At 62.8% G+C, this 25,023-nt stretch carries 25 protein-coding genes; 23 read left to right on the forward strand and 2 right to left on the reverse strand.

Going from position 1 to position 25,023, the window contains the following annotated elements:
• Positions 1-14 precede the first annotated feature (14 nt).
• Positions 15-677: a TetR/AcrR family transcriptional regulator gene (locus A1D30_RS06425; protein WP_063459963.1), complete on the reverse strand. Its 663-nt coding sequence runs from the start codon at positions 675-677 to the stop codon at positions 15-17.
• 237 nt (positions 678-914) lie between these two features.
• Positions 915-1,508: a phasin family protein gene (locus A1D30_RS06430; RefSeq protein WP_063459964.1), complete on the reverse strand. Its 594-nt coding sequence runs from the start codon at positions 1,506-1,508 to the stop codon at positions 915-917.
• A 227-nt stretch (positions 1,509-1,735) separates the two neighbouring features.
• On the opposite strand from A1D30_RS06430, the gene A1D30_RS06435 reads away from it, so the two are divergent.
• From A1D30_RS06435 to A1D30_RS06545, 23 genes are all read left to right on the forward strand, one after another.
• Positions 1,736-3,724 carry an SDR family oxidoreductase gene (locus A1D30_RS06435; RefSeq protein WP_063459965.1) on the forward strand — a complete coding sequence of 663 codons (1,989 nt, stop codon included), beginning with the start codon at positions 1,736-1,738 and terminating at the stop codon, positions 3,722-3,724.
• A 111-nt stretch (positions 3,725-3,835) separates the two neighbouring features.
• Positions 3,836-4,927, forward strand: a complete 1,092-nt coding sequence (rfbB, locus tag A1D30_RS06440; protein WP_063459966.1) for a dTDP-glucose 4,6-dehydratase — start codon at positions 3,836-3,838, stop codon at positions 4,925-4,927.
• The gene (gene rfbD, locus A1D30_RS06445) at positions 4,924-5,814 is read left to right on the forward strand and encodes a dTDP-4-dehydrorhamnose reductase (RefSeq protein WP_063459967.1); all 891 of its coding nucleotides are present in this window, start codon (positions 4,924-4,926) and stop codon (positions 5,812-5,814) included. The genes rfbB and rfbD overlap by 4 nt, the downstream gene beginning before the upstream one ends.
• Positions 5,815-5,827: 13 nt before the next feature.
• On the forward strand, positions 5,828-6,712 hold the full coding sequence (gene rfbA / locus A1D30_RS06450; RefSeq protein ID WP_063459968.1) for a glucose-1-phosphate thymidylyltransferase RfbA: 885 nt from the start codon (positions 5,828-5,830) through the stop codon (positions 6,710-6,712).
• A 6-nt stretch (positions 6,713-6,718) separates the two neighbouring features.
• Positions 6,719-7,264, forward strand: a complete 546-nt coding sequence (rfbC, locus tag A1D30_RS06455; RefSeq protein ID WP_063459969.1) for a dTDP-4-dehydrorhamnose 3,5-epimerase — start codon at positions 6,719-6,721, stop codon at positions 7,262-7,264.
• On the forward strand, positions 7,261-8,454 hold the full coding sequence (locus A1D30_RS06460) for a DUF1972 domain-containing protein (RefSeq protein ID WP_242421803.1): 1,194 nt from the start codon (positions 7,261-7,263) through the stop codon (positions 8,452-8,454). The genes rfbC and A1D30_RS06460 overlap by 4 nt, the downstream gene beginning before the upstream one ends.
• Entirely contained in the window at positions 8,451-9,464 is a 1,014-nt protein-coding gene (locus tag A1D30_RS06465; protein ID WP_242421804.1) for a glycosyltransferase family 2 protein, read from the forward strand. Before A1D30_RS06460 ends, A1D30_RS06465 begins: the two co-directional genes overlap by 4 nt.
• 67 nt (positions 9,465-9,531) lie before the next feature.
• Positions 9,532-11,259 carry an ATPase, T2SS/T4P/T4SS family gene (locus A1D30_RS06470; protein WP_063459972.1) on the forward strand — a complete coding sequence of 576 codons (1,728 nt, stop codon included), beginning with the start codon at positions 9,532-9,534 and terminating at the stop codon, positions 11,257-11,259.
• A 109-nt stretch (positions 11,260-11,368) separates the two neighbouring features.
• Positions 11,369-12,460 carry a type II secretion system F family protein gene (locus A1D30_RS06475; RefSeq protein ID WP_242421805.1) on the forward strand — a complete coding sequence of 364 codons (1,092 nt, stop codon included), beginning with the start codon at positions 11,369-11,371 and terminating at the stop codon, positions 12,458-12,460.
• 27 nt (positions 12,461-12,487) lie between these two features.
• Entirely contained in the window at positions 12,488-12,934 is a 447-nt protein-coding gene (gene gspG, locus A1D30_RS06480; RefSeq protein ID WP_063459974.1) for a type II secretion system major pseudopilin GspG, read from the forward strand.
• 50 nt (positions 12,935-12,984) lie between these two features.
• Entirely contained in the window at positions 12,985-13,473 is a 489-nt protein-coding gene (locus A1D30_RS06485) for a GspH/FimT family protein (protein ID WP_063460831.1), read from the forward strand.
• Positions 13,470-13,937: a prepilin-type N-terminal cleavage/methylation domain-containing protein gene (locus A1D30_RS06490; protein ID WP_082836345.1), complete on the forward strand. Its 468-nt coding sequence runs from the start codon at positions 13,470-13,472 to the stop codon at positions 13,935-13,937. The genes A1D30_RS06485 and A1D30_RS06490 overlap by 4 nt, the downstream gene beginning before the upstream one ends.
• On the forward strand, positions 13,934-14,545 hold the full coding sequence (locus A1D30_RS06495) for a prepilin-type N-terminal cleavage/methylation domain-containing protein (RefSeq protein WP_063459975.1): 612 nt from the start codon (positions 13,934-13,936) through the stop codon (positions 14,543-14,545). The genes A1D30_RS06490 and A1D30_RS06495 overlap by 4 nt, the downstream gene beginning before the upstream one ends.
• Positions 14,506-15,459 (forward strand): type II secretion system protein GspK, encoded by a 954-nt coding sequence (locus A1D30_RS06500; protein WP_242421807.1) that lies wholly within the window; start codon positions 14,506-14,508, stop codon positions 15,457-15,459. Before A1D30_RS06495 ends, A1D30_RS06500 begins: the two co-directional genes overlap by 40 nt.
• On the forward strand, positions 15,393-16,457 hold the full coding sequence (locus tag A1D30_RS06505) for a PilN domain-containing protein (RefSeq protein ID WP_242421808.1): 1,065 nt from the start codon (positions 15,393-15,395) through the stop codon (positions 16,455-16,457). The genes A1D30_RS06500 and A1D30_RS06505 overlap by 67 nt, the downstream gene beginning before the upstream one ends.
• Positions 16,454-17,011: a type II secretion system protein GspM gene (gspM, locus tag A1D30_RS06510; protein WP_199865933.1), complete on the forward strand. Its 558-nt coding sequence runs from the start codon at positions 16,454-16,456 to the stop codon at positions 17,009-17,011. The genes A1D30_RS06505 and gspM overlap by 4 nt, the downstream gene beginning before the upstream one ends.
• Positions 17,008-17,532, forward strand: a complete 525-nt coding sequence (locus A1D30_RS26365; protein ID WP_242421809.1) for a hypothetical protein — start codon at positions 17,008-17,010, stop codon at positions 17,530-17,532. The genes gspM and A1D30_RS26365 overlap by 4 nt, the downstream gene beginning before the upstream one ends.
• Positions 17,533-17,860: 328 nt before the next feature.
• Entirely contained in the window at positions 17,861-20,044 is a 2,184-nt protein-coding gene (gene gspD, locus A1D30_RS06520) for a type II secretion system secretin GspD (RefSeq protein WP_242421810.1), read from the forward strand.
• A 64-nt stretch (positions 20,045-20,108) separates the two neighbouring features.
• Positions 20,109-20,549: a hypothetical protein gene (locus A1D30_RS06525; protein WP_063459978.1), complete on the forward strand. Its 441-nt coding sequence runs from the start codon at positions 20,109-20,111 to the stop codon at positions 20,547-20,549.
• Between the two features lie 189 nt (positions 20,550-20,738).
• Positions 20,739-21,728, forward strand: coding sequence for a hypothetical protein (locus A1D30_RS06530; RefSeq protein WP_063459979.1), 990 nt, complete (start codon positions 20,739-20,741; stop codon positions 21,726-21,728).
• Between the two features lie 291 nt (positions 21,729-22,019).
• Entirely contained in the window at positions 22,020-22,991 is a 972-nt protein-coding gene (locus tag A1D30_RS06535; RefSeq protein ID WP_206779302.1) for a VCBS repeat-containing protein, read from the forward strand.
• Positions 22,992-23,006: 15 nt separating this feature from the next.
• Complete coding sequence (locus A1D30_RS06540; protein WP_082836347.1) at positions 23,007-23,960, forward strand: peptidylprolyl isomerase; 954 nt, start codon at positions 23,007-23,009, stop codon at positions 23,958-23,960.
• An 85-nt stretch (positions 23,961-24,045) separates the two neighbouring features.
• Positions 24,046-25,023 carry a glycosyltransferase family 2 protein gene (locus A1D30_RS06545; protein ID WP_063459982.1) on the forward strand — a complete coding sequence of 326 codons (978 nt, stop codon included), beginning with the start codon at positions 24,046-24,048 and terminating at the stop codon, positions 25,021-25,023.

Here is a 25,023-nt window from a genome sequence, read left to right on the forward strand (position 1 = left end):
GAAGGTGGGCGATATCAGCCTGGCGCTGCTGCATACGCGCCCACCAGCTGCAGCAGGTGGGCCCGCTGGCCACTTTCGAGGTAGGGCATGAGCAGGTTCAGCACATGGTGGGCACCGCGCAGCAACGCGGCCTGGGCGCTTTCGGGCTCCAGTGCACGGCGCGGGTCGCGCACATATTCAAAGCTGAGCCAGTAGGTCAGCACCACCACCATGCTGGTGGCGGTGGCCTCCAGCTCGCGCGAGTCGATGTGCAGGGCTTCTGCGCGGCCCATGCCATCGAGCATGGCGCGCACGGCACGGGTCTTGTTCTTGAGGATGGCCTGGAAGTGGGTCTCCAGGCGCCGGTTCTTGGACAGCAGGTCGTTGAGGTCGCGGTACAGAAAACGGTACTGCCAGATCAGCTCGAACAGCGTGTGCATGAAGAACCAAGCGTCTTCCACGTTGCGCACCCCATCGGCGGCGGCGAGCAACTCGGTGAGCGAGCGCTCGTAGCGGTCGAACAGCGCGTTGATCAGCTCGTCCTTGGCGGGGTAGTGGTAGTAGAGGTTGCCGGGGCTGATGCGCAGCTCGGCCGAAATCAGGGTGGTGGAGACGTTGGGTTCGCCGAACCGGTTGAACAGGTCCAGCGTGACTTCCAGAATGCGTTCTGCGGTGCGGCGTGGCGCTTTCTTCACCATGTGTGCAGGCCCTTCGCGTCGTTGTGCTTCGTTGTTTCGGTGTCTCTGATGGCTACTCTAACCCACGCAGTCATGCTGCAGTGCGGCATGACGCCTTGCGGCAAACCCATGCTGCAGTTGCTTGTAACGCACTTCATGGGTTTCTCCAAAAAAAGAAAAGCGGCCAGCGCGCTGTTGCACGCGGGCCGCTTTCAGCGGGCGGGCTGCTGCCCGCCTGCGCCAGTGGGTGGTGAGCGATCAGCTGGCCGATGGGGCGCTGGCGCCGGTGTCGGCTGCGGCACGGGCTGCGGGCTTCTTGGCCGCAGCCTTCTTGGCAGGGGCCTTGGCTGCAGGCTTGGCGGCTGCCTTGGCAGGAGCGGCCTTCTTCGCTGGAGCCTTCTTGGCAGGGGCCTTGGCGGCGGGCTTTGCTGCAGCCTTGGCGGGGGCGGCCTTGCTGCCCTTGGCCAGAGCGTCCACACGGGCGCTCAGGGCTTCCAGGTCGCGGGCCGAGGGCACGCCCAGCTTGGCCAGGGCCTTGGCCACGCGGTCTTCGAAGATATTTTCAAGCTTGTCCCACTGGCCCTGGGCCTTGGAGCCGATGTCGCTGGCCATGGTGGTCACGCGGCTGGTGGCTTCGGTGATCTTTTCTTCGGCCACGGCCTGGGTCTTGCGCTGGATGGTCAGGCCTTCCTTGACCAGGGCTTCAAACACCTTGCCGCCTTCTTCCTGTGCCTTGGAGAAGGCGCCCAGGCCCGCCAGCCAGATCTGCTGGGCGGAGTCCTTGACGGTGCTGGACAGTTGGGCGTTGCTCTTCTTTTTGTCAGCGCTGAGTTTCTGCAGTTTCTTGACCATAAGGCCTCCGTGGTGCGGTTGGTTGGGGTTGCCGGGGCGATTTTGCCTTCGACGCATGGCCGCACTGTACGCCGCACGGTGCGCAAGGTGTAGGCGCGCGCTCCTAAAAATGTAGAGCGTGCCATCTAGCGGGGGAGGCGCTGGCCGCCTAGTATCGGCGCGGGTTTCTGCTGAATCGGGGTGCGCAGGCCTTGCGCAAGAATGAAGCTATCTCAGAGGAGTTTTCCATGCAGTATTTTGTGACGGGGGCAACGGGGTTCATTGGCAAGCGGCTTGTGAAGAAGCTGCTGGAGCGCAAGGGCGCTGTCGTCCACTTCCTGATTCGCAAGGAGAGCGCCGACAAGGTCGCCGACCTGCGCAGCTTCTGGGGCGTGGGGCCCACGCGTGCGATTCCCGTGTTTGGCGACCTCACCGCCAAGAAGCTGGGCGTGGCGGCGGAAGACGTCAAGAAGCTCAAGGGCCAGATCGACCACTTCTACCACCTGGCCGCCGTGTACGACCTGGGCGCCGACGAAGAAACCCAGGTGGCCGTGAACATCGAGGGCACGCGCAACACGGTGGACCTGGCCAAGGCCATCGATGCGGGGCACTTCCACCATGTCTCTTCCATCGCAGCCGCAGGCCTGTACGAAGGCGTGTTCCGCGAAGACATGTTCGAAGAGGCCGAGGGCCTGGACCACCCGTACTTCCAGACCAAGCACGAGAGCGAGAAGATCGTGCGCCAGGACTGCAAGGTGCCCTGGACGGTGTACCGCCCTGCGATGGTGGTGGGCGACAGCACCACCGGCGAGATGGACAAGATCGACGGGCCCTACTACTTCTTCAAGCTCATCCAGCGCCTGCGCCAGCTGCTGCCGCCCTGGATGCCCACGGTGGGCCTGGAGGGCGGGCGCGTGAACATCGTGCCGGTGGACTTCGTGGTCAACGCGCTCAACGTCATCAGCCACCAGGCGTCCATCGCCAAAAAATGTTTTCACCTGGTGGACCCGGTGGGCTACCGCGTGGGCGACGTGCTGGACATCTTCAGCCGCGCTGCGCACGCGCCGCGCATGAACCTGTTCATCAACGCGGCGCTGCTGGGTTTTATCCCCAAGGGCATCAAGAAAAGCCTGATGGCCATGGCCCCCGTGCGCCGCGTGCGCAACGCGGTCATGAAGGACCTGGGCCTGCCCGAGGACATGCTCACCTTTGTGAACTACCCCACGCGCTTTGACTGCCGCGAAACGATGGCAGCGCTCAAGGGCTCGGGCGTGGCCTGCCCCAACCTCAAGGACTACGCCTGGCGCCTGTGGGACTACTGGGAGCGCAATCTGGACCCCGAGCTGTTCATCGACCGCAGCCTCAAGGGCACGGTGGCGGGCAAGGTGGTGCTGATCACGGGCGGCTCCTCCGGCATTGGCCTGGCCGCCGCACACAAGTTTGCCGAGGCGGGCGCCACCACCATCATCTGCGGCCGCGACCAGGACAAGCTCGATGAGGCCTGTGCCGAAGCCAAGGCCAAGGGTTACCAGTTCATCGCCTATTCGGCCGACATCGCCGACATGGCCGATTGCGACCGCTTCGTGCAGCTGCTCATCGACAACCATGGCGGTGTGGACTTCCTCATCAACAACGCGGGCCGCTCCATCCGCCGCGCCATCGAGTCGAGCTACGACCGTTTCCACGACTACGAGCGCACCATGCAGCTGAACTACTTCGGCTGCCTGCGCGTGACCATGGGCTTCCTGCCCGGCATGGTGGAAAAGCGCAAGGGCCATGTGGTGAACATCAGCTCCATCGGCGTGCTGACCAACGCGCCGCGTTTTTCGGCCTACGTGGCCAGCAAGGCGGCGCTGGATGCCTGGACGCGCTGCGCATCGAGCGAGTTTGCCGACCAGGGCATCACCTTCACCACCATCAACATGCCGCTGGTGCGCACGCCCATGATTGCGCCCACTAAGATCTACAACAACGTGCCCACCCTGAGCCCCGAGGAGGCGGCGGACATGATCGCCCAGGCCTGCATCTTCAAGCCCGTGCGCATTGCCACGCGCCTGGGCATCACCGGGCAGCTGCTGCATGCGCTGGTGCCGCGCGTGGCGCAGATCACCATGAACACCAGCTTTCGCATGTTCCCGGATTCCACGGCCGCCAAGGGCGGTGGTAAGGACGCCAAACCGCAGCTCTCGGCCGAGGCGGTGGCGCTGCAGCAGATGATGCGTGGTATTCACTTTTGATGACCATCCGGCCCGCGCAGAAACCCCCGCGTTGAACTCTGTTACCGGGGGGCCGGGCAGGGTGGGATAATCGTGGGTTCTGCCGAGCTGGCATTTCACACAGCCCTCCCTATGATTCTGGTTACCGGCGGCGCAGGTTTCATTGGCGCCAACTTCGTTCTTGACTGGCTCGCTGCCTCCAGCGAGCCCGTGGTCAACCTCGACAAGCTCACCTACGCGGGCAACCTGCACAACCTGGACAGTGTGCAGGGTGACGCGCGCCACATCTTTGTGCAGGGTGATATCGGTGACACCGCGCTGGTGGCCCGCCTGCTGGCCGAGTGCAAGCCCCGCGCCGTGGTCAACTTTGCGGCCGAGTCGCATGTGGACCGCTCCATCCACGGGCCCGAGGACTTCATCCAGACCAACATCGTCGGCTCGTTCCGCCTGCTGGAAGCCGTGCGTGCCTACTGGGGCGCCCTGCCCGAGGGCGACCGTGCCGCCTTCCGCTTCCTGCACGTGTCCACCGACGAGGTGTACGGCTCGCTCGCACCGACCGACCCGGCCTTCGCTGAGACGCGTGGCTTCGAGCCCAACAGCCCCTACAGCGCCAGCAAGGCCGCCAGCGACCACCTGGTGCGCGCCTGGCACCACACCTACGGCCTGCCGGTGCTCACCACCAACTGCAGCAACAACTACGGGCCCTATCACTTCCCCGAAAAGCTGATCCCGCTGATGATCGTGAACGCCCTGGCGGGCAAGAACCTGCCGGTGTATGGCGATGGCATGCAGGTGCGCGACTGGCTGTACGTGAAGGACCACTGCAGCGCCATCCGCCGCGTGCTGGAGGCAGGTGCCCCTGGCGAGACCTACAACGTGGGTGGCTGGAACGAGAAGCCCAACATCGAGATCGTGAACATGGTCTGCAGCCTGCTCGACGAGCTGCGCCCCCGCGCCGACGGCCAGAGCTACCGCACCCAGATCACCTACGTGAAGGACCGCCCCGGCCACGACCGCCGCTACGCGATCGACGCCCGCAAGATCGAGCGCGAGCTGGGCTGGAAGCCCGCCGAGACCTTCGACACCGGCATCCGCAAGACCGTGCAGTGGTACCTGGAGCATGCCGACTGGGTGGCCAACGTGCAGACCGGTGCGTACCGCGACTGGGTGGAGACCCAGTACGAACAGCCGCAGCCCGCCGCCGTCGCGGGCGCCAGCGCATGAACATCCTGCTCTTCGGCAAGGGTGGCCAGGTCGGCTGGGAGCTGCAGCGCAGCCTGTCGGTGCTGGGCACCGTCACCGCGCTGGACCACGACAGCACCGAGCACTGTGGTGACTTTGCCAACCCCGCCGGTGTGGCCGAGACGGTGCGCGCCCTGCGCCCCGACGTCATCGTCAATGCCGCAGCCCACACCGCCGTGGACAAGGCCGAGAGCGAGGCCGACTTCGCCCGCACGCTGAACGCCACCACCCCCGGCGCCATCGCGCAGGAGGCAGCCAAGCTGGGCGCCTGGCTGGTGCACTACAGCACCGACTACGTCTTTGATGGCAGCGGCAGCCGACCCTGGGTGGAGACCGACACGCCCGCCCCGCTGAGTGTGTATGGACGCACCAAGCTCGAAGGCGAGCAGCTGATCGCCCAGTCTGGCGCCAAACACCTGATCCTGCGCACCAGCTGGGTGTACGCCGCACGCGGCGGCAACTTTGCCAAGACCATGCTGCGCCTGGCGCAGGAGCGCGAGCGCCTGACGGTGATCGACGACCAGTGGGGCGCACCCACCGGTGCCGACCTGCTGGCCGATGTGACGGCCCACGCCATCCAGCACCTGCAGCAGCACCCCGAGCACGCGGGCCTGTACCACTGCGTCGCCGCAGGTGAAACGACCTGGAATGCGTATGCAAAATACGTGCTGTCGCGCGCCAGTATTGAAAATTCAGCTATTAAAATAATAGCAAATGAGGTGGCGCCTGTGCCCACCAGTGCTTTCCCGACCCCGGCAGCCCGCCCGCTCAACTCGCGCCTGAACACGGCCAAGCTGCAGGCCACCTTTGGCCTGCAGATGCCGCATTGGCAGGCCGGTGTGGCGCGCATGCTGGCTGAAATTCTCTGAACGGCACCCTCACATGACGCAACGCAAAGGCATCATCCTGGCCGGAGGCTCCGGCACCCGGCTGCACCCGGCCACCCTGGCCATCAGCAAGCAGCTGCTGCCGGTGTACGACAAGCCCATGATCTATTACCCGCTGAGCACGTTGATGCTCGGTGGCATCCGCGACATCCTCATCATCAGCACCCCGCAGGACACGCCACGTTTTGCGCAACTGCTGGGCGATGGCAGCCAGTGGGGGCTGAACCTGCAATACGCGGTGCAACCCAGCCCCGATGGCCTGGCGCAGGCGTTTGTGATCGGCGAGGACTTTCTGGCAGGCGCGCCTAGCGCGCTGGTGCTGGGCGATAACATCTTCTATGGCCACGACTTTCACGAGCTGCTGGGCAATGCCCGGCAACGCACGGACGGTGCCAGCGTGTTTGCCTACCATGTGCAAGACCCTGAGCGCTATGGCGTCGCCGAGTTTGATGACCAGGGCAAGGTGCTGTCGCTGGAAGAGAAACCCAAACAGCCCAAGAGCAGCTATGCGGTCACGGGCCTGTATTTCTACGACGGCCAGGTGGTTCAGATGGCCAAGGACCTCAAGCCTTCGCCACGCGGAGAGCTGGAGATCACCGATCTGAACCGGCTGTACCTGGAGCAGGGGCAGCTGAATGTCGAGATCATGGGGCGCGGCTATGCCTGGCTGGACACCGGCACGCATGAAAGCCTGCTCGAAGCGGGCCAGTTCATTGCCACGCTGGAGCATCGCCAGGGGCTCAAGATCGCTTGCCCCGAGGAAATTTCCTGGCGGTCCGGCTGGATCGACAGCGAGCAGCTGGCACGCCTGGCGCAACCCCTGTCCAAGAACGGCTATGGCCAGTACCTGCAGCGCCTGCTGAACGACAAAGTCTATTGATCCGCCATGCAAGCTATCCGGCAATCCATCCCCGACGTCGTGCTGATCGAACCCAAGGTGTTTGGGGACAGCCGAGGTTTTTTCTACGAGAGCTTCAACCAGCAAGCCTTCAATGAAGCCACGGGCACGAACCATGCGTTCGTGCAGGACAACCACAGCCGCAGCAGCCAGGGCGTTTTGCGTGGCCTGCATTACCAGCTTCCACCCCGGGCACAGGGCAAGCTGGTGCGCGTGGTGCGTGGGGCGGTGTTCGATGTGGCGGTGGACATCCGCAAGGGCTCACCCACCTTTGGTCAATGGGTGGGGGCGCTGCTGACGGAAGACAACCACCGCCAGCTCTGGGTGCCGCCAGGCCTGGCCCACGGCTTTCTGGTGCTTTCCGAGTCGGCTGATTTCCTCTACAAGACCACGGATTACTACAGCCCCGAGCACGAGCGCTGCATCCGCTGGGACGACCCGCAGCTGGCCATTGCCTGGCCCTCTGTGGAGGCGGCCATCCAGCTGTCGGCGAAGGACCAGGTGGGACGCTGGCTGGCCGAGGCAGACCTTTGAGCGCTTCTGCGGTGCGGGCGACGAAGGCATGCGGCGCCGATGGGGCTCCCGCCACGCTTCGGATCGCCATTCTGGGCGCGCGGGGCATACCCGCAAGCTATGGCGGGTTTGAGACGTTTGCGGAGCAGCTGGCAACCCGCCTGGCATCGCGCGGGCACCAGGTCACGGTCTATGCGGAGTGCGGCGATCAGCCGGTCGCCGATACCGTCTACCAGGGGGTGCGGGTCCGCTCGCGGCGTCGGCCCCGCTGGGGGGCGGCATCGGTGCTGGCCTATGACTGTGCCTGCCTGTGGGATGCGCGCCGTGGCTACGACCTGGTCTACATGCTGGGCTACGGTGCCGCATGGGCCTGCTGGTGGCCCCGGGTGTTCGGGGTGCCGGTCTGGATCAACGTCGATGGGCTGGAATGGGCACGCAGCAAGTGGGGCTGGGGCGCCCGCACCTACCTGCGCTTTATGGAGTGGGTGTCCACCAAGGTGGCCACGCGCCTGATTGCAGACGCCGAGGCCATCGCCCAGAGGTTCCGCCAGAACTACCCGTCGGGCGCTCCGACCAGTTTTGTTGCGTACGGTGCTGAGCTGGTTCCGGCCGAAGCGGCCGACCCCTCGGTGCTTGCCAACTGGGGCCTGCAAGCGCACCGCTACATGCTGGTGGTAGCCCGACCGGAGCCCGAGAACCATATTCTGGAGATCGTCCAAGGGCATCTGCTGCATGGGGGCGAGTGGCCCCTGGTGGTGGTGGGTGATGTGTCAGGCGGCACGCCCTACCAACAGCAACTGAAGGCGCTGGCCAGTGAGCGGGTGCGGTTTGTGGGGGGCATCTACGATGCCGCCCAGCTCCAGAGCCTGCGCGTGCATGCAGCCTGCTACCTGCACGGCCACTCGGTGGGGGGGACCAACCCCTCATTGCTGGAAGCCTTGGCCTGTGGAAACTGGGTCATCGCGCATGACAACCCCTACAACCGGGAGGTCGCGCGCGATGCTGCGGAGTATTTCAACACCCCTGAGCAACTGGCGCGCTGCCTGGGCCGGGTCGCAGGCCAAGGGGCTGGCCTGCAGGCCCGGCGTGCGCAACATGCGCGCGCCATCGTTTCGGAGCACTACACCTGGGACGGCATCACCGATGCCTATGAAGTGCTGATGCGCGCCGAGTGCAGGCCCCTCGATCCAGTCGGAGCGGCCAAGCCGTGAGCACCCCCAACGCAGGTGGGCTGGTTGCAGGGGAGCGGTGTGATGGAGAGACCCCTGTCAACGCTGGATTGGTGGATGTATTGCTGGCCACCTTCAACGGGGCGAAGTACCTCGTGGCGCAATTGGAGTCCATCCTGAGCCAGACGCACCAGAATTTCCGCATCCTGGTCAGTGATGATGGTTCTTCGGACACCACCATGGAGATCCTGCACCAGTACCGGGCCCGTTTGGGCGAACGGTTGATCCTGGTGCCGAACCCCTCCGCCGGGAAAGGGGTGGTCCGCAACTTTGAGAATCTCATGGTGGCGAGCCTGAACGACGGTCTGGCGCAATGGGCGGTGTTTTCGGACCAGGACGACGTCTGGCTTCCGGAGAAGATCGCCACCACCCTTGGGGAGATGCAGCGGATCGAGGGCGAAGACGGGCGGGGTATTCCTTGCTTGGTCCATTCGGACCTGGTGGTGGTAGATGAAGGGCTGTCGGTGCTTTCTCGGTCTTTCGCTCGCTACCAGAAGATGCCCCCCGAGAACTGCTCTCCGCTGTCTCTCCTGAGCGTGAACCAGGTGACAGGCTGCACCATGATGGTCAACCGGGCGCTGCTGCGCATGGCCTTGCCGCTCCCGCCAGAGACCATCATGCACGACTGGTGGTGTGCCCTGGTCAGTGGCAGTGGGCGCAGATCATTCATCGATGCTCCTTTGATTCTTTACCGGCAGCACGGTGCCAACCAGGTGGGGGCCAAGGACCGGGGGTTGAAAACGCGGCTGCTGCGCATGTGCACCGATGCCCCTGGTGTGGTCCGCAGGGTGAAGGCATTGGGGCATGCCACATATCTGCAGGCGCAGGCGCTGCAGCAACGCCTGCGCGAGCAGAAGGCCGATGGGGCCTACGTGTCAGAATACCTGTCTTGGAGAAGCCAGCCTTTGTGGCTGCGGCTTGCTGGCTACCGCCACTATTATGTCGGCCCCGAGCTGGATCGACTGAGCCGCTGTTTGCTGTGGCTTCAATGATTCCCCTGCAGGGTGAATTTTGATAATTCCCGAGTGTCTGGTCCGGAAATGTGCAAAGGCGTAGGTAATGAAATCTTCGGCTGAAGTAATCGAGTTGGAAAGTGTTGATGCCGCTACGCCCAAGCTGGGGGAAATGCTGCTGGCCGAACAGAAGCTCTCTCGCAATGACCTCGAAAGGGCTCTGGAAGTGCAGCGCTCCATGGGCGGGCGGCTGGGCCGGCTACTGATCAGCCTGGGCCTGGTTTCCGAAGTGGATGTGTATGCCGCACTCTCGCGCCAGGCTGGATTGCCTTTGGTGCGCCAGGATGCGTTCCCCAAAGAGAAACCACAAACTGCGCGGCTGAACACCAGCTTCCTTTTGGCAAACAACCTGCTGCCGCTTGGCGATACCGACGACGCGGATGCCGATAAGCCACTGCCCGACTTTGCATCGGTGGACCCCGGGAGTGCGCAACTTCGTGACGCTCTGCGGCTGGTGTTTGGACAGGTGCCCCGGATTTGCTTCGGGCTGGAGTCTGAAATCTCCAGCCAATTGAGCGAGTGGTACCTGCAGGACGCGTCCCAGGATGACGAGGCCAGTGGCGACCAGCCCGAGGCATCGGAATTCATCGAGCACCTGCGCGACATGGCCTCCGAGGCGCCGATTATTCAGCGGGTGAGCCAGATCCTGGCGCAGGCCGTGGCCGCGCAGGCCTCGGACATCCACATCGAGACCTACGAAGAAAAGTCCGTGGTGCGCATCCGGGTGGACGGGGAAATTTTCCCCATCGACGAAATCGACAACAAGGACGCACCGGCGGTTGTTTCGCGCATCAAAATCCTGTCGCAGCTGGACATTGCCGAGCGGCGCATGCCGCAGGATGGCCGCACCAAGCTGCGGGTGCATGGCAAGGAGATGGATGCACGGGTGTCCACCATTCCCACCATGTTCGGCGAGTCGGTGGTCATGCGCTTGCTGGAGAAGAATTTCGACCTGCTCTCTCTGGAGAGCCTGAACTTCACGCCCCCCACGCTCAAAACCATGCGGCAGATGCTCAGCGTTCCGCATGGCATTTTCCTGGTGACAGGGCCGACGGGGTCGGGCAAGTCCACCACCCTGTACGCGTCGATGCAGGAGCTGGAGGGCGAGAACCTCAAGATACTCACCGTGGAAGACCCGGTGGAATACCGCCTGCAATGGCTCAACCAGGTGCAGGTGCAACCCCAGATCGGGCTGACCTTCGCCAAAGTCCTGCGCTCTTTCCTGCGCCAGGACCCGGACGTCATCATGATCGGCGAAATGCGTGATGGCGAAACCGCCGAGATCGCCGTGCAGGCCGCCCTGACGGGCCACCTGGTCCTTTCGACCCTGCACACCAACAGCGCCCTCGGTGCTATCGTCCGGCTGATCAACATGGGTGTCGAGCCCTACCTCATCACGGCTTCCGTGGTGGGCGTGCTGGCCCAGCGCCTTGTGCGCAAGCTGTGCGAGCAATGCAAGGTGCCTCTGCCGCAGGAGCAGGCTGATGCAGCGGCAGCGTCCCTGGGCATGCAGGCGCCAGAGGGGCAGACCCTGTACCGGGCGGTCGGGTGCCCAGCCTGCCGTGGCACGGGCTACCGGGGACGGGTGGCTATCCATGAACTGCTGGTACTGACAGAAGACGTCAAGAAGGTCGTGCTGGAGCGGGGCTCGTCGCTCGGCAGCGACGACGGCGCTTATGCCGGTGGGAACTTGTTGCAGGATGGCGCCACCAAGGTCTTCAAGGGTCTGACGACCGCAGAGGAAGTTTTGCGCGTCGCTCGTCAAAATGATTGATTTCCAATACGAGGGCGTGATGCCTGATGGCAAGCCCTGCCAAGGCTCCATCCGCGCGCCCAATGAAGAAACCGCGAGACTGCGCCTGATCGGGCAGGGGGTGACGCCCGTGCGCATTGACGACACGGCCCGGGCGCTTTCTCCTGACGCGCCACAAGGCCGTGGTGCGCGGCTCAAGCGGGCAGACATCCTGTTGTTCAGCCGTGAGATGGCGCACTTGAAGCAGGCGAACATGCCGCTGGACAAGGCTCTGGCCATGCTCAAGGAAACGGCCGAAACCGATCGCCTGAAAATCTTCATCGCCAAGGTGGAAGAAAGTGTGCGCGGGGGTAAATCCCTCTACCAGTCGCTGCTGCCGTTCGAGGCAGACCTGGGGCGCCAGTATCTGGTGCTGATCCGTGCAGGGGAAACCTCCGGCTCGCTGCACGTGGTGCTGAAGGAGCTGACCGTGCAGCTGGAGGCGGACGACAAGCTGCGCAACTATGTCATCTCGTCCATGACCTACCCCATCATCCTGCTGGTGGTTGCTGTGCTGTCGGTGGTGCTCCTGCTGGCGTTTGTTGTGCCCCAGTTCCGCGAGATTTTCGACTCCATGGGCGACAAGCTGCCCTATTCGACGCGGCTTGTGGTGAACATGAGTGACGCGATCCGTGGGCACTGGATGGCCATTCTGCTGGGTGTGACCGCGCTGTTGTTTCTGGGATCGCGGTGGGCCGCGACCGCAGGTGGCCGCTTGCGGCTCGACAGCCTGCTGCTCGATGTTCCGCTTTTTGGCAAGGTGCTTCGCAACCTGCAGTTTGCGGTCTACTTCAGGACTTTCGGCATCCTGCTGCAGCGCGGTGTGCCCATGGTGGACGCCTTGCGCATTGCGGTGGACACGCTGACCAACACCGCTCTGCGCAAGGACATCGAACCGCTGGTGAGTCTGGTGAAGGCGGGCAAGCGGCTCTCCGCGGGTTTTGTCTCGCCCTATCTGGGCAAGTCCAGCACGCCACAGTTGATTCGGGTGGCGGAAGAAACCGGGCAGCTTGATGCAACCTTGCTGGGTTTGGCGGATCGTTATGAGGACGAGGGCCGACGCACCATGGGGCGTGTTCTGGCCGCCATGGAACCACTGATTATTATTGTGCTCGGTGCATTGGTTGCATTTATTATTATTGCCATCCTGGGTGGTGTTTTGTCTATCAATGACACCATTTAGATTTTGTTTTGATTTTTACAAATACTCATGAATATCGTGAATATCTCCAATATGCAAAAAATTGCGCAGCCCCGCCATTCCCGGGGTTTTACCCTGATCGAGTTGCTGGTGGTGCTGGTGATCCTGACGCTGCTTGCGGGTCTGGTCGGCCCCCAGGTGCTTAACCAACTGAGCGGTGCTAAGTCCAAGACTGCCAAGATTCAGATCAACGAAATTGAACAGAGCCTGGACCTCTTCAAGCTGGACGTGGGCCGCTACCCCAATGACGCCGAAGGCCTGCGCGCTTTGGTGGAGAAGCCCGCCACCGCGCAGGGCTGGACGGCGCCCTATCTCAAGAAGGGCCTGCCAACCGACCCATGGGGTGCCGCCTACCTGTACAAGAACCCCGGCCGCCACGGCGGCCCGGACGTGTTTTCCCTGGGGGCTGACGGCAAGCCCGGTGGCGACGGCGAGAACGCCGACGTCTATAACTAAGAATTGCCCGTAGTGCAGGATGCCCGCCCAGTGATCCACATTGCATGATGATGCGTTTGCGCGCACGTTGCGCAAGTCAGGCAAGCCGGGGGTTCACCTTGCTGGAACTGCTGGTGGTGCTGGTGGTGGCTGCCATCGCGGTGTCGGTGGTCGGCGTCGGTGGGCAGTCATTCATGGAGCGATCCCGCTACCACCAGACCGTGCGTGATATTGCCAATCAACTCCAGCAGGCAAGGGCACTCAGCGTGCGGGAGGGGCGATCCGTGGTTGTCACCTATCAGCCTGAAGTCCGCAAGCTCCTTGTGGATGATCGTCTGTACCTGGATATCCCCTCTGCGTTGCAGGTCCAGTGGGATGCCCTGGAACGCGGCAGTACTGGGGTAGCGTCTGGGTCAGGCATCCCGCTCTTTGTATTCAATCCCGATGGCGGTGCCCGGGGAGGGCGGTTAGCGGTGTTGCGGGGGGGGCAAGGCTTGGCCTTTCGGGTGAACTGGCTGCTGGGCACGGTAGAGCAAGCTGCTGCCGTGGCGCCGTCATGACGGTGATTTGCCGTCTGTGGCAGTGCCTTGGCCTCCGTGCTGGCGGCGGGCACAGGCAGGCCCTCCGGGGGCCACGCCAGCAAGGTTTCAGCTTGTTGGAGGCGCTTGTCGCCATGTCCATTGCTGCCATTGCCCTTGCCAGTCTCTACCGTACGGTGGGGCAAAGCTCTAAGGGCGTGATGGATGTTGAATCTCGGATCGAAGCGGCGCTGGTAGCCCGCTCGGCGCTGGCCAGTAGCACGTTTGCAGAAGATGCAGAGCGGCAGCTAAGTGGTGCTTCGGGGGAGTGGCACTGGCATGTCGAGATGCATGCGGAGCAGATTCCCTTGCGGGAGCAAGACGGGCGACCTGTGCCTGGAGAGCCCTTGCGTGCGGCCAAGGTCACCGTCTACGTCACGCGTGGCAAGGAGGGCCCTACGGTCATGACTTGGACCACCTGGAAACCATACCGGTCAACGCCATGAACCGCCTTCTCCAAAATCGATCGCGCGGTTTTACTTTGCTGGAACTGCTGATTGCCCTGGCCGTCACGGCGGCGGTGGTTGCGCTGATGTTTGCAGGCTTTGGTGTGATTGGTCGCTCTGAAGAGCGCAATCAGCGCGTGATGGAGCGCTCGGAGCGGATGCTGGTGGTCAGCCAGTGGCTGGGGCGAAAATTCGATGCATTGCGCTTGCTCAGTCGGCGTGACGGGAATACGTTTGTCAATTTCTTCAGTGGCAACGCTGCGGGGGTCATTTGGGTCGCCCCTTTGCCCGAGCGCGGCGATGCGGGCGGACTCTATGTGTTTCGCATGAACCCTCTGCGCCATGAGAACGGCCGTATAGACCTTTCTGTTGAGGCTGTTCCCTACGATGGCGCGCTCATGGCGCTGGACTGGAGTAAGGCCTTGCGTGAGACCCTGCTGCGGGATGTGCGGACCTTGCAGTGGTACTACCAGGATGGACGCTCCGGCGAATGGACGCAGCAATGGGACGCGTCCAGAGCGGGTTATCCTGCAAGGGTTCGTGTCGAGATCGCCGACGAACGTGGCGCATGGCCATCCCTGGTATTCCCCCTGGCGAGGGCCCGGTGATGGCCTCGCGTGTACACAATGTTCGGGGCGCGGCGCTCATCATGGTGCTCTGGCTGGTGGCGGCACTGTCGCTGGTGGTGCTTGCGGGCGCGCAGGGGGTGCGGCAACAAACCCAGCGGACAGCACTAGATATAGAGCGCCTGCGTGTGGAGTCTGTTCTGGACGCCGCAATACAGCTGACTGCCCAGCGTCTGCTGCTTGGCAGAGGCAAGGACAGCCAGTATCGGGTCCAGCGGCTGTCGTTGGGGCAAAGCGATGTTTGGGTGGAAATCACGCCATCAGGAGGTCTGGTGGACGTCAACGTCGCCAGCGAGGCGCTGCTCCAGGCTCTTTTCCAGAGGGCGGGAGGGCTCTCGTCTGGCGAGGCAGCTATCCTCGCCTCTCGAGTGAAGGACTACATTGATCCCGACGATACCCCCGGTGGGGTGGGAGGGGCTGAGGCTGCCCAGTACCGTGCTGCTGGCTGGCCTTCCATGCCCCGGAACTCGGCGCTGGAAGATCTTTCCGACCTGAAATCGGTGCTCGGAATGACCGCAGGGCTCTATGAGATAATCGCGCCCCATTTGGGCATCAACGGGCAGCAACGCATCGAAATCGACTCCGCTCCCCCCGCACTGATCGACGCCCTGACGGGTCAGCAGGGTCTTGGGGCGCGCATTCATAAATCCCCACCGGAAATGAGGGCGGGTGTGCTTCTTTCAGGAGCCGCCGCCGAGTTCTTCACGCCTGCTCGGTCGTCAGGTGGGCAGACTGTACGTGTGCGAGCTTTCACCCAGGCAGAAGGCGACCGTTGGTGGCAGCGCGAGGTTTGGATCGACCCCAGCGAGCGCCCAGACGCATTGACGCCATGGACAACCCGCTCGGTAGAGCCTACACGCCGCTTCAACAAGCCGGAACAGGAATTCAAGCCATGACAGGTCGGGGGCAGCTATCTCTTCGTGTGCAAACCGCGCTTGACCGGTTCGCATGGGGCATTGGTGACCTCAGGCGGGTGTTGGTGGAGCATGGCGCCTGGCCCGCCAGTGCCAGCGTCGCCGTGGCCTCCGATGGGGGGCGCTGGTCTGTGACTGGGGGGCGTTTGCGCAAGCGGGTTGGCAGCCGCAAGGCCGTGAGCCTGTTGGTGCCAGAAATGGAATGCCTGTGGGGGGCGGTGCAGCTCCCCTCCATGCCGCGCAAAGCTTTGGGCGGTGCGGTGGAAGAGGCGCTGTGGCGCGTGTCCCCCCTGCCGCCGGATCAGATCATTTCAGCCTGGAAAGCCGAGCCGGAGGCCAGCGGAGGCTGGTCCATCCAATGGGGAATGTGTCGGCGCAGCGTGCGCGACCAACTGCTGACCCAGCATGGGCTACCCGCAGATGCGCCTGTTTTTCTGTTGCGGGAAGGTCGAGCTTTTCCTGTGCGTAACCAGGCCTGGCAGAAGCAGAGCAATCGCCAGCGGTGGGTGGATGGTGCTGCCGTGGTGCTGCTCTTGCTGACGTTGGTGGCGCTGTCCCTGCCTGCGCTGATGCCTTTGGTATTGCAGCGCCAGGCTGTGGTGAGGGCGGTCGAGCATGTCAACATGCTGGTGCCCAAGGCAGCGCCCCTGCGCCAGAAGATGGATGAGCTGCGCCGCCAGGCCGACGTGGCCGAGGAGTTGCGCAAGAATGCTGGCACCGATCTGCCTCTGGCCAGCGTAGTTGACGGCCTGTCGGCCGCCTTGCCAGGCGATACCTGGCTGGACCGCATCGAAATAAACGGCTCAGAGATCCGCATCACGGGATTGACTTCCAACGCTCCAGAACTAATCGCGCAGCTGGGGCGCCACCCCGCGCTGGCCGATGTCCGGGCCACGGGGGCCAGCGTGCGTGAAGGCGCGTCGAACAAGGAGCGCTTCACCTTCGAAATGCGCTGGCGCGGCGAAGGAGCAAAGCCATGAAACTGATGAATCCTTGGTTGCGCCGCGCGGTAGTTGTTGTGCTGCTGCTGTTCTTTGGAGGGCTGGTATGTGCTGCGCTGGTGTACCAGGCCCTCTGGGCCCGCTATGACAACGCATTGCAACAACTGGAGCCCCGCAGCGAGCGGCTTGAGGGTGTGGTGAATGCGGGCGCCGACATCGAAACCCTGCTGGGCACTGCCAACGGTACGGTGGCTCCGTGGCTGCATCCTGGTGGCGAAGCTGCGCAGAACGAGGTTCAACAGAAGCTGCGCCAGATGATCGTAGCCTCTGGCAGCACTCTGGTGTCTTCCCAGGCGGCCCTGGAGCCGGGGGCGGAAGGGAAGCTGGCGCGCATACGCCTCACGGCCACAGTCACGGGCGACTGGTCCAAGCTGGTGGGCTTCATGGAGAGCCTGCAAATGCACCGCCCGCCGTTCTGGGTGCGTACGGCCAGCATCACGCGCGAAGGCGCCAGCGCGGGCGCTGGCCCGCAGGCTGCGCGCCTGGCCTTGCAGCTGGAGGCGCCCCTGGCGCCAGAAAAGGTCACCCCATGATGATCAAGCCATGGTATCTGGCCCCTTTGCTAGCCGCTGCAGCGCTGGCTGCAAGCGCCTATTGGTGGCAGGCCGAAAAAGACCGCTGGGTCCCTCCCAAGGAGCGTCGGCCCGACCTGCCCAAGGTGGAGCCCATGCCGCAGTCCGTGCCGATGCGCGCCAGGCAGGCGTTGGAGCGCCCCGTGTTATGGGTTTCCCGCCGACCCCTGGATGTGGACGACAAAAAAGGTAGCGTGGCGCGTGAGCTGACGCAGTCGCGGCTAACGGCCGTGCTGGAGTCGGGAGGGGAGCGTGTGGCTATTTTGCAGCGCGCCGATGGCAGCACCCTCAAGATCACAGCAGCAACCCAGCCCTGGCGCATCGTGTCGTTTGATGGCCGCAAGGCCGTTTTTGCCTCAGCAGACGAGGGGCAGGTAGAGCGGCCGCTGGAGGCGGGAAGTCCCGCTGCGGCGCCTGCAAAAACCAGCCCTATCGCTGGCCCCATCGGCGACCGTGCGCGCAATCCTGCTGCAAACCAGTAACAGCAGGTGCTAAGCCACCGTAGTGCACCCCAATATTGTGGAGTTATCCCCTATGAACATTCGGCCTTCCATTCTTTTGCTAGCTTTGTTGGCCTCTGGCTGTGCCAGCACGCAGGGTGGGCCCGCTGCAAGTCCTGTATCCCCGCCTGTGTCTGCCGCCGTGCCTGCTTCTGTCGTCGGCAGCACGGCAGCGCCTGCCACTAAGGAGGAGGTCCAGGCGCCAGCGCCCGCTCTGTCTGTTGCACCGACGGTGGCCGGCAGCTTGCCTGCCTCCACTTCGGAAGCAGCCAAGACTCCTGAAATCAAACGGCCTGCCGGAGGCTCCCGGATGTTCCCCGGGGACGACAACCTCTTCAAGCGCAGTATCGCGCCGCGCGTGGATCCCGTGCTGGCCCAGGGCGACAAGGTTGCCCTTAACTTCGAGAATGTCACGGTGGGCAACCTTGCTACCGCTTTGTTGGGAGATCTGCTCAAGCTCAACTACACCATCGACGCAGGTGGCGACACCGTGGTGAGCCTGCACACGCGCCAGCCGCTGCTGCGCAGCCAGGTGCTCGATGTGCTGGACGCAGTGCTCTTGCCGCACGATCTGGCCATCGTTCGCGACAACGCGGGCGTGTACCACGTTACCAAACGCACGGTCACCCTGGGCGCGCGCCCGGTGGTGGGGGCCTCCAACTTCAAGGATCTGTCGGGCTCGGGCACGGTCATCGTTCCGTTGAACCATATTGCAGCGGCCGAAATGGCCAAGATACTGGCGCCTATCGCCCCCAGGGAGGCGATTGTCTATGTGGACAGCATGCGCAACCTGCTGGTGCTGCAGGGCAGCAAGGCCCAGTTGGGCGGATGGCTGGAGATGGTGGACGCCTTTGATGTGGACTTCCTCTCCGGTATGTCGCTGGGCGTGTTTGTTCTAGAGAATGCCAACGTCAATGTGGTGCGCGACGCTCTGCAGGCCATGCTGGGTACCGACAAGTCGGCAGACCCCTATGGCGGTGCCAGCCCTGCCGCGCCGGCCGGTGCCGCCCCGGGTGCCGCTGGTGCGGCTCCAGGGGGCGGTGCTGCAGGCGCCTCCGCGCAGGTGGCCAGCCCCCTGGGCGGGCTCATCCGGGTGTTTCCGGTGGAGCGGCTCAACGCCTTGGTTGTGGTCACGCCCCGTGCGCACCTGTTGACCCAGGTCGAAACCTGGGTCCGGCGCCTGGACCGACCGACCGACACGCTGGAAGCCAGCCTGTTTGTCTACCCCGTCCAGAATGGCTCCGCACTGCAGCTGGCGGAAATGCTCAATGGCCTGTTTGGCGGGCAGTCTGCGCAGGCAAAGTCGGGTGGTGGGGTGGCGGGTGGCTCTGCGCCGACGCAGTTCACCCAGGGTGCAGGCACTGGTAGCGCTGGGCTCAACTCCGGCAGCATGGGTGGTACGAGCCCCTTGGGTGGAACCGGCACGGGCGCAGGTACGGGCACCGGCACGGGTTCTGCAGGGGGGGGCGGCTTTCAGGCCATGGGAAACAACAAGACCTCGCCCAACAACACCTCGCTCACGTCCACCAGCCAACTGGACGGCAACGTGCGTGTGGTGGCCGACGAAAAGCGCAACGCCCTGCTCATCCGCGCCCCGCGCACCGAGTACCGCCGCATTGAGCAGGCGCTGCGCGAGCTGGACAAGGCGCCCGCGCAGGTGCTGATTGAAGCGAGCATCGTGGAGGTCAGCCTCACGGGCAACCTTCAATATGGCGTGGAATGGTTTGTGCAAAACAGCATCTCGGGTGGCCGCGAAGGGCAGGCCCTGCTGAACATGCGGGACTCGGGTGTTATTGCCCCCCGGCAGCCAGGGTTCTCGTACACCATCCTCAACAAGGCGGGTGTTGTGCGTGCCACGCTCAATGCGCTGGCTGAAAAATCCCAGGTGCGCCTGCTGTCCAGCCCCTCGGTGCTGGTGCTGAACAACCACAATGCCACCATCCAGGTGGGGCAGCAGCAGCCGATCAAAAGCTCCACCTCGGTCACCACGGGCAACCTGGTGACCGAGTCCATCACCTATAAAGACACAGGCGTGATGCTTTCCGTGACGCCCTCGGTCAATGCGGGGGGGTTGATCACCATGGACATCTCGCAACAGGTCACAGACGTGGGGGAGGCAGACTCTGCCACAGGCCAGCGTGCGTTCCTCACGCGCCAGATCCAGACCCGGGTGGCCGTGCGCTCCGGCGAACCCATTGTGCTGGGGGGCTTGATCCGTGAAAACGACACCACCGGCCGCAGCGGTGTGCCCCTTCTCTCCAGCCTCCCGGTGGTTGGCGCCTTGTTTGGTAACACCACCAACAACAACAACCGCACCGAGTTGTTGGTGTTGCTGACCCCGCGCGCGCTGGAAGACGACGACGCACTGCGCAGCGCCAGCGCCGAACTGCGCCAGCGCATGCGCGCCATGTCTTTGCAGTCGGCCCCGTCGATGCCGCGTAATGAAGCAGAAGTGCCCGCCGCACAATCCGAACAACCCCAGCTTCCGCGCTGAGCAAAAGATATAGCTTGTTAGTTAGTGGATGCTCAGCCACACCCCATTTTCTAGGAGAATATGCATGAAATTGCCTATGTTTCAACGTCGTCGTATGCTGGGTCGCCTGGCTTTGCCTGTTATGGCTGCACTGGCCGTTGGGTTGACCGGGTGTGCTGCTAGCAGCCCCTCGCCCGCCAAAGACCGCGAGGTCTTGTTGCAACGTGCCCAGGAGTTCTGGAAGTCGGTGCAAGACAACGATGCGGTCACTTCCTGGAAGTATGAGGAGCTGTCCAAAAAGCCGGGGTGGACCTTGCAGGCCTACTTGAAGCGCGAGGGCATTCTTTATGAAGCCGTGCAAGTGCAGGATATCCTCTCTCTGGAGGGAGATCGCGCCGTGGTGAATGTCAAGGTCAATTACTCGGTGCCCCTGCTACGCATGATGAACCAAGAGGCGGTCTTGAAGGATGAGTGGGTGCGGCTGGATGGGCTGTGGTACCACGCAGACCGCAAGAGCATTCTGTGAGGGCTGCAAGCCTTGATGCGCTTCGTTGTGTTGCTGCAACAAAACAAGGGTGAAAAAAATGAAAGTGATGCAAGGATTGAAAACCCTGTGTTCACGGGCTAAGATACTCGCAGCCCAAACGGTTTGACGGATGGGTTGCACAGCCCGCAAGGGTGGGAAGCTTCCTTCTTTTTTCTAAGGACATTTAAGATGAAAAAATTTGCTCTGGCAGCCGTTGCGGCAGCTGCGCTGACGGCTGGTGTGGCTCAGGCTTATACCGTCGGTTCGTTCTCCAACGGTTTCGTGGTTCCTAACGTGATCCACAACGGTGCTGCCAACACGACCGCTGTCGGTATCATCAACCAATCCACCGGTACGATCCCAGTGTTCTGGACTTGGTTTGACCAGAACTCCAACCACGGCGTGGATGGTTGCTTCGGTATGACTGCTAAGCAGTACACCGGTTTCAACTGGGCTGCAGCTTCCGGCGTTGGCATGGAAGGTAAGCGCGGCTATATGGTGTTCGCAGTGGGTCTTCCTGCTGCTGGCGCTACTGCTGCAAACGTTTGCGTGGGCGCAACCCAAACTCTGGCTGCTGCTGGTGCTGCTACCGCGCAAATCGCCGGTAACGCATTCTATGTGGACGTCGCTGGCAAGAGCGTTGCTTACACGCCCGTGATCGACGGCCCTCTGGCGCTGGCTGCTGGCACCAACCTGACCACGATGGGTCACCTGAGCCTGCAGCGCGTTTCTGGCGCCGCTTCGGTTGCTGGTACTGCTCCAGTTCTGGTTGAGCCCTTTGGCCGTGCTGCCACGACCCAAATGTCTCTGCGTTACTTCATCGACGGCGTGCTGAACAGCGGTAATGACACGCGTATCACGGTGTGGTCCACGGGTAACCAAATCGGTACGCACACTGTCAACATCTATGACAACGCGCAAAACCGCCAATCCGTGAACTTCATCCTGGCTGAAAGCGAACTGTCGTGGTTCGATCCTGAAACCATCGCTGGCCGCCCTGCTGCGTTCACGGACGGTTTCATTGAGTGGAACCCATCGGTTCTGCCAGCTGGCGCCCCTGTGGCTCCTCCAGCTGCTGAAGGCCCTCTGGCGACCATCGGTGGTGACGTGGTTGCTTACTCCACGATCGTTGCTCCCGCCTTTGGCGCTGTGCAAACCCTGCTGGGCGCACACCGTTAATGCCTGAAGATGCGGCTTGTCCGCGTCTTTACGCATAATAAAGGGTGGCTTAATGCCACCCCTAAAACAAATAGCGCCTTTGGGCGCTATTTGTTTTGGTGTGTCAAAAATAGGAATTCTGAAATGACATTTGGGCGCCCTTTTCAGGTGGCGGTGGTCGCCGTCGCTGTTGTGCTGCTGGCTGCGTGTCAGTCCCCGCCTGTGTCGCCCCAGGGGCGGCCTAGTGCTGTTTCTGTCAATAGTGGGTCTTCCGTGCAGAAGCAGGTTGCGCGCACTGGGATCGATGTACCCATGGCATGGGGTGGGCAGCTGCGCTGTGGCGCTGCGGGTTGCCGGTTGGTGACGGTGGAGCATGAAAAGAGCACAGTGGTGCTCTACGAGGTGCAGGGGCGGCAGGCGCGCCTGCTGGACAGGCAGCCGGTGGCCTACCACCCCGACGGTGCGATTTGGCTCACTGATGACTTGGTGGTGGCGGCGGTGGAGGGCAGTTTTTCCCTTGACGTGTTTCGTGTGGTGCAGGGGCGCTTGCAGTTAATCCGCCAGATTCCTGTGGGGCTTTCGCCGCGCGATGTGGTGCTAGTGCAGGCATCCGAGGGGCGCTTTCGCCTTTTGGCCACTCCTTACAGTGGCAAGGAGGTGGCTTGGGTAGAGTATGTGCCAGACCAGCCCGAGGCCACGCGCGTACAGCGTGCCAAGTGGTGCGAGGCCCCTTGGCATCCGGTGCGTGTGCAGCGTGCCCCAGGTGTTCCCGGAGGGGGGGTGGTGGCGGCCTGCTTGGATGAAAAACGTGTTGTTTTTGTGCCGGAGGACAACTTGCTGGGGGCTGCGCGCACCCTGTTGACGGTGCCTGTGGATGCACAAATCGTTCCGCGTCAAACCCGGCCATCGCCTTCTGGCCGCTGGTTGTATGTGGCTTTGGAAACGGGCGGCCGTAACCTGCGCTTCAACATGGACAGCGGGGAACTTCAATGGATCGCTGCGCCTCTGTTGGGTACGGTGAGTGTGTTGCCGTTGACCGACGATCTGGTGATCTGGGCCGCAGATTCTCGCCTGTACCTGCAGCGTCTCGGCGCCGATGGCACTGTGCTGGAGACGCGCTGGTTGCCGGTGGATGGTTTTGCCACCGGGTTGCAGCTGGTGGATGCCGATGCCGACGGTGTACAAGACTTGGTGGTTTACAACTCTGCCGCCTTGCCCAAAAAAATGGGCGTTGAAATTATCTATGGGCCCCTGTGGGAACAGGCGCAACCCCAAATGCCATAAAGAGGACGAAAAGAGATGATGCTGAAGAAAATCAAGCATGTAGCGGCTGCTGTATTGTGTATGACGCTGGCTTCGGCTTGGGCCCAGCCGGCCAAGCCTTTGGCCCGCTTGGCCAATGGCGAGGTGGTGAGTGAGCAGGATCTGTCGGACTATTTGGATCGCCGTATGGACCTTCGGCAGATCGCGCGCAATGCCTGGGGGGTGGAGGGCACGGTGCAGGAAATGGCCATGACCCGCGTGCTGGTGCTGGAAGGGGAGCGTCTGCAATTTCCCCGCAAGGTGGAGGAGGGCACCCCCCCCCTGCGTTTTGACGACATCTATGGTTTGGCGGTCTACAAAAAACAAGCGCCTGCTTGCGAGGCGCCTGCCAACGAGCAGGAGTCGCGCCAATACTACGATGCTCATCCCCAGGCTTTTGTATTGCCCACTCAAGCGCGGGTAGAACGCATCATCCTGCCAGCCTCCACGCAAATCGGGGATAGCTCAGCCATGGCCTGGCTGCAGGATCAGGCCCGTGCCGTGATCCAGGGGCAGCGGAAATTTGCCCTGGTAGCCATGCGCGCACAGGGGGAGTATTCGTTGGATGCGCAGGGTGACCTGGGCTGGTTGACATTGGATGGCGACCACACTCTCATGCGTGCCTTAAAGACTGTGAAGGCGGGCGAATTGCTGGGGCCGGTGCAAGATGGCGAATTTGTCTATCTGTTCTCGGTGCTGCAAAAGCGCGAGGCGCGCCAGCTGTCGTGGGACGAGGCCAAGTCGTTTGCCGCCAACCGTGCCGTGAGCCACTGCCGTCAGGAGGCGCAGACCCAGATGCGCGCGGATTTGTTCAAGCGCTATGGAGTGGAGATTGACCGCATAGCCATCCGTGAATTCATGGCCCGTGCCAACAGCGTGGCGGGAGGCAACGCCGCTGACAAGGCAGATGCCAAGTCCGACGAAAAGGCTGACGCGAAGCCGCAGCAATAGTCCCCTGGATGCGTTGGGCGGGTCCCTGTAGGTGGATTTGTTAGACTCATGGGTTCGCCTTCTCAAGGACTTGCTGTTGCATCGCATGGCTGATATTCGAGCGTCTGTATTAATACCAGTCAAAAATGGTGGGGCCCTGCTGGGCGATGTGTTGGAGGCGGTGCTGGCCCAGCAGACGCCTTGGCCCTTCGAAGTGATTGTGGTGGACTCCGGTTCATCGGATGGCTCCGTGGACTTGGCACGCCGCCATGGTGTGCGTGTCGAGACCATTCCCGCTGCAGAGTTTGGCCATGGTCGCACGCGTAATCTGCTGGCGTCGATGGCATCGGGGCAGTTCCTGGTGTTCATCACGCAAGATGCCCGACCAGCCAGCCCGCAGTGGCTGGTCAACATGGTGCAGGGCTGTGATTCTGATCCTGCGGTAGCAGGGGCCTTTGGGCCGCACCGGGCCCATCCCCATGCCCGGCATGTCACGCACTGCGAGCTGAACCAGCACTTTGCCGGTTTTGGCGACAAGCTGTCGGTGGTGCGCCTGGAAGACCGCGCCCGTTTTGCAGCCGACCCCGGTTATCGGCAGTGGCTGCATTTCTTTTCCAGCAACAACTCATGTATCCGCCGTTCGGTGTGGGAGCAACTGCCCTTGCCAGAAGTGGCCTTTTCCGAAGATCAGACATGGGCTTTGCGCGCCATTGAGGCGGGCCATGCCAAGGCCTTTGTTCCCGATGCGGTGGTGTACCACTCGCATGATTTCGGCGTGTGGGAAACCTTGCAGCGCAATTTTGACGAGGCACGCTCGTTCAATCTCTATTTTGGATACCGCATTCAGGACAGCCTGCCCCGGGCCCTGAAGTCGGCCGTGCACCTGGCCAAGCGGGATCTGGCGTGGCTGCGCACGGGTGGGTTGCGGGGCTGGCGCCTGTTCAAGAATGCTGGGTACATGGCCTGCATCGAGCTTGCGCGTGTGGTGGGGCAATACCTGGGGACGCGCCACGATCGCCTGCCCGCCTGGCTGTTGCGCTCGGTTTCCCGCGATGAGCAATTGCAGCGCGCAGGGGCGGCCTGA

Origin of the sequence: Acidovorax sp. GW101-3H11 (assembly GCF_001633105.1) — a bacterium.
In the GTDB taxonomy this organism is placed as follows: domain Bacteria; phylum Pseudomonadota; class Gammaproteobacteria; order Burkholderiales; family Burkholderiaceae_C; genus Acidovorax.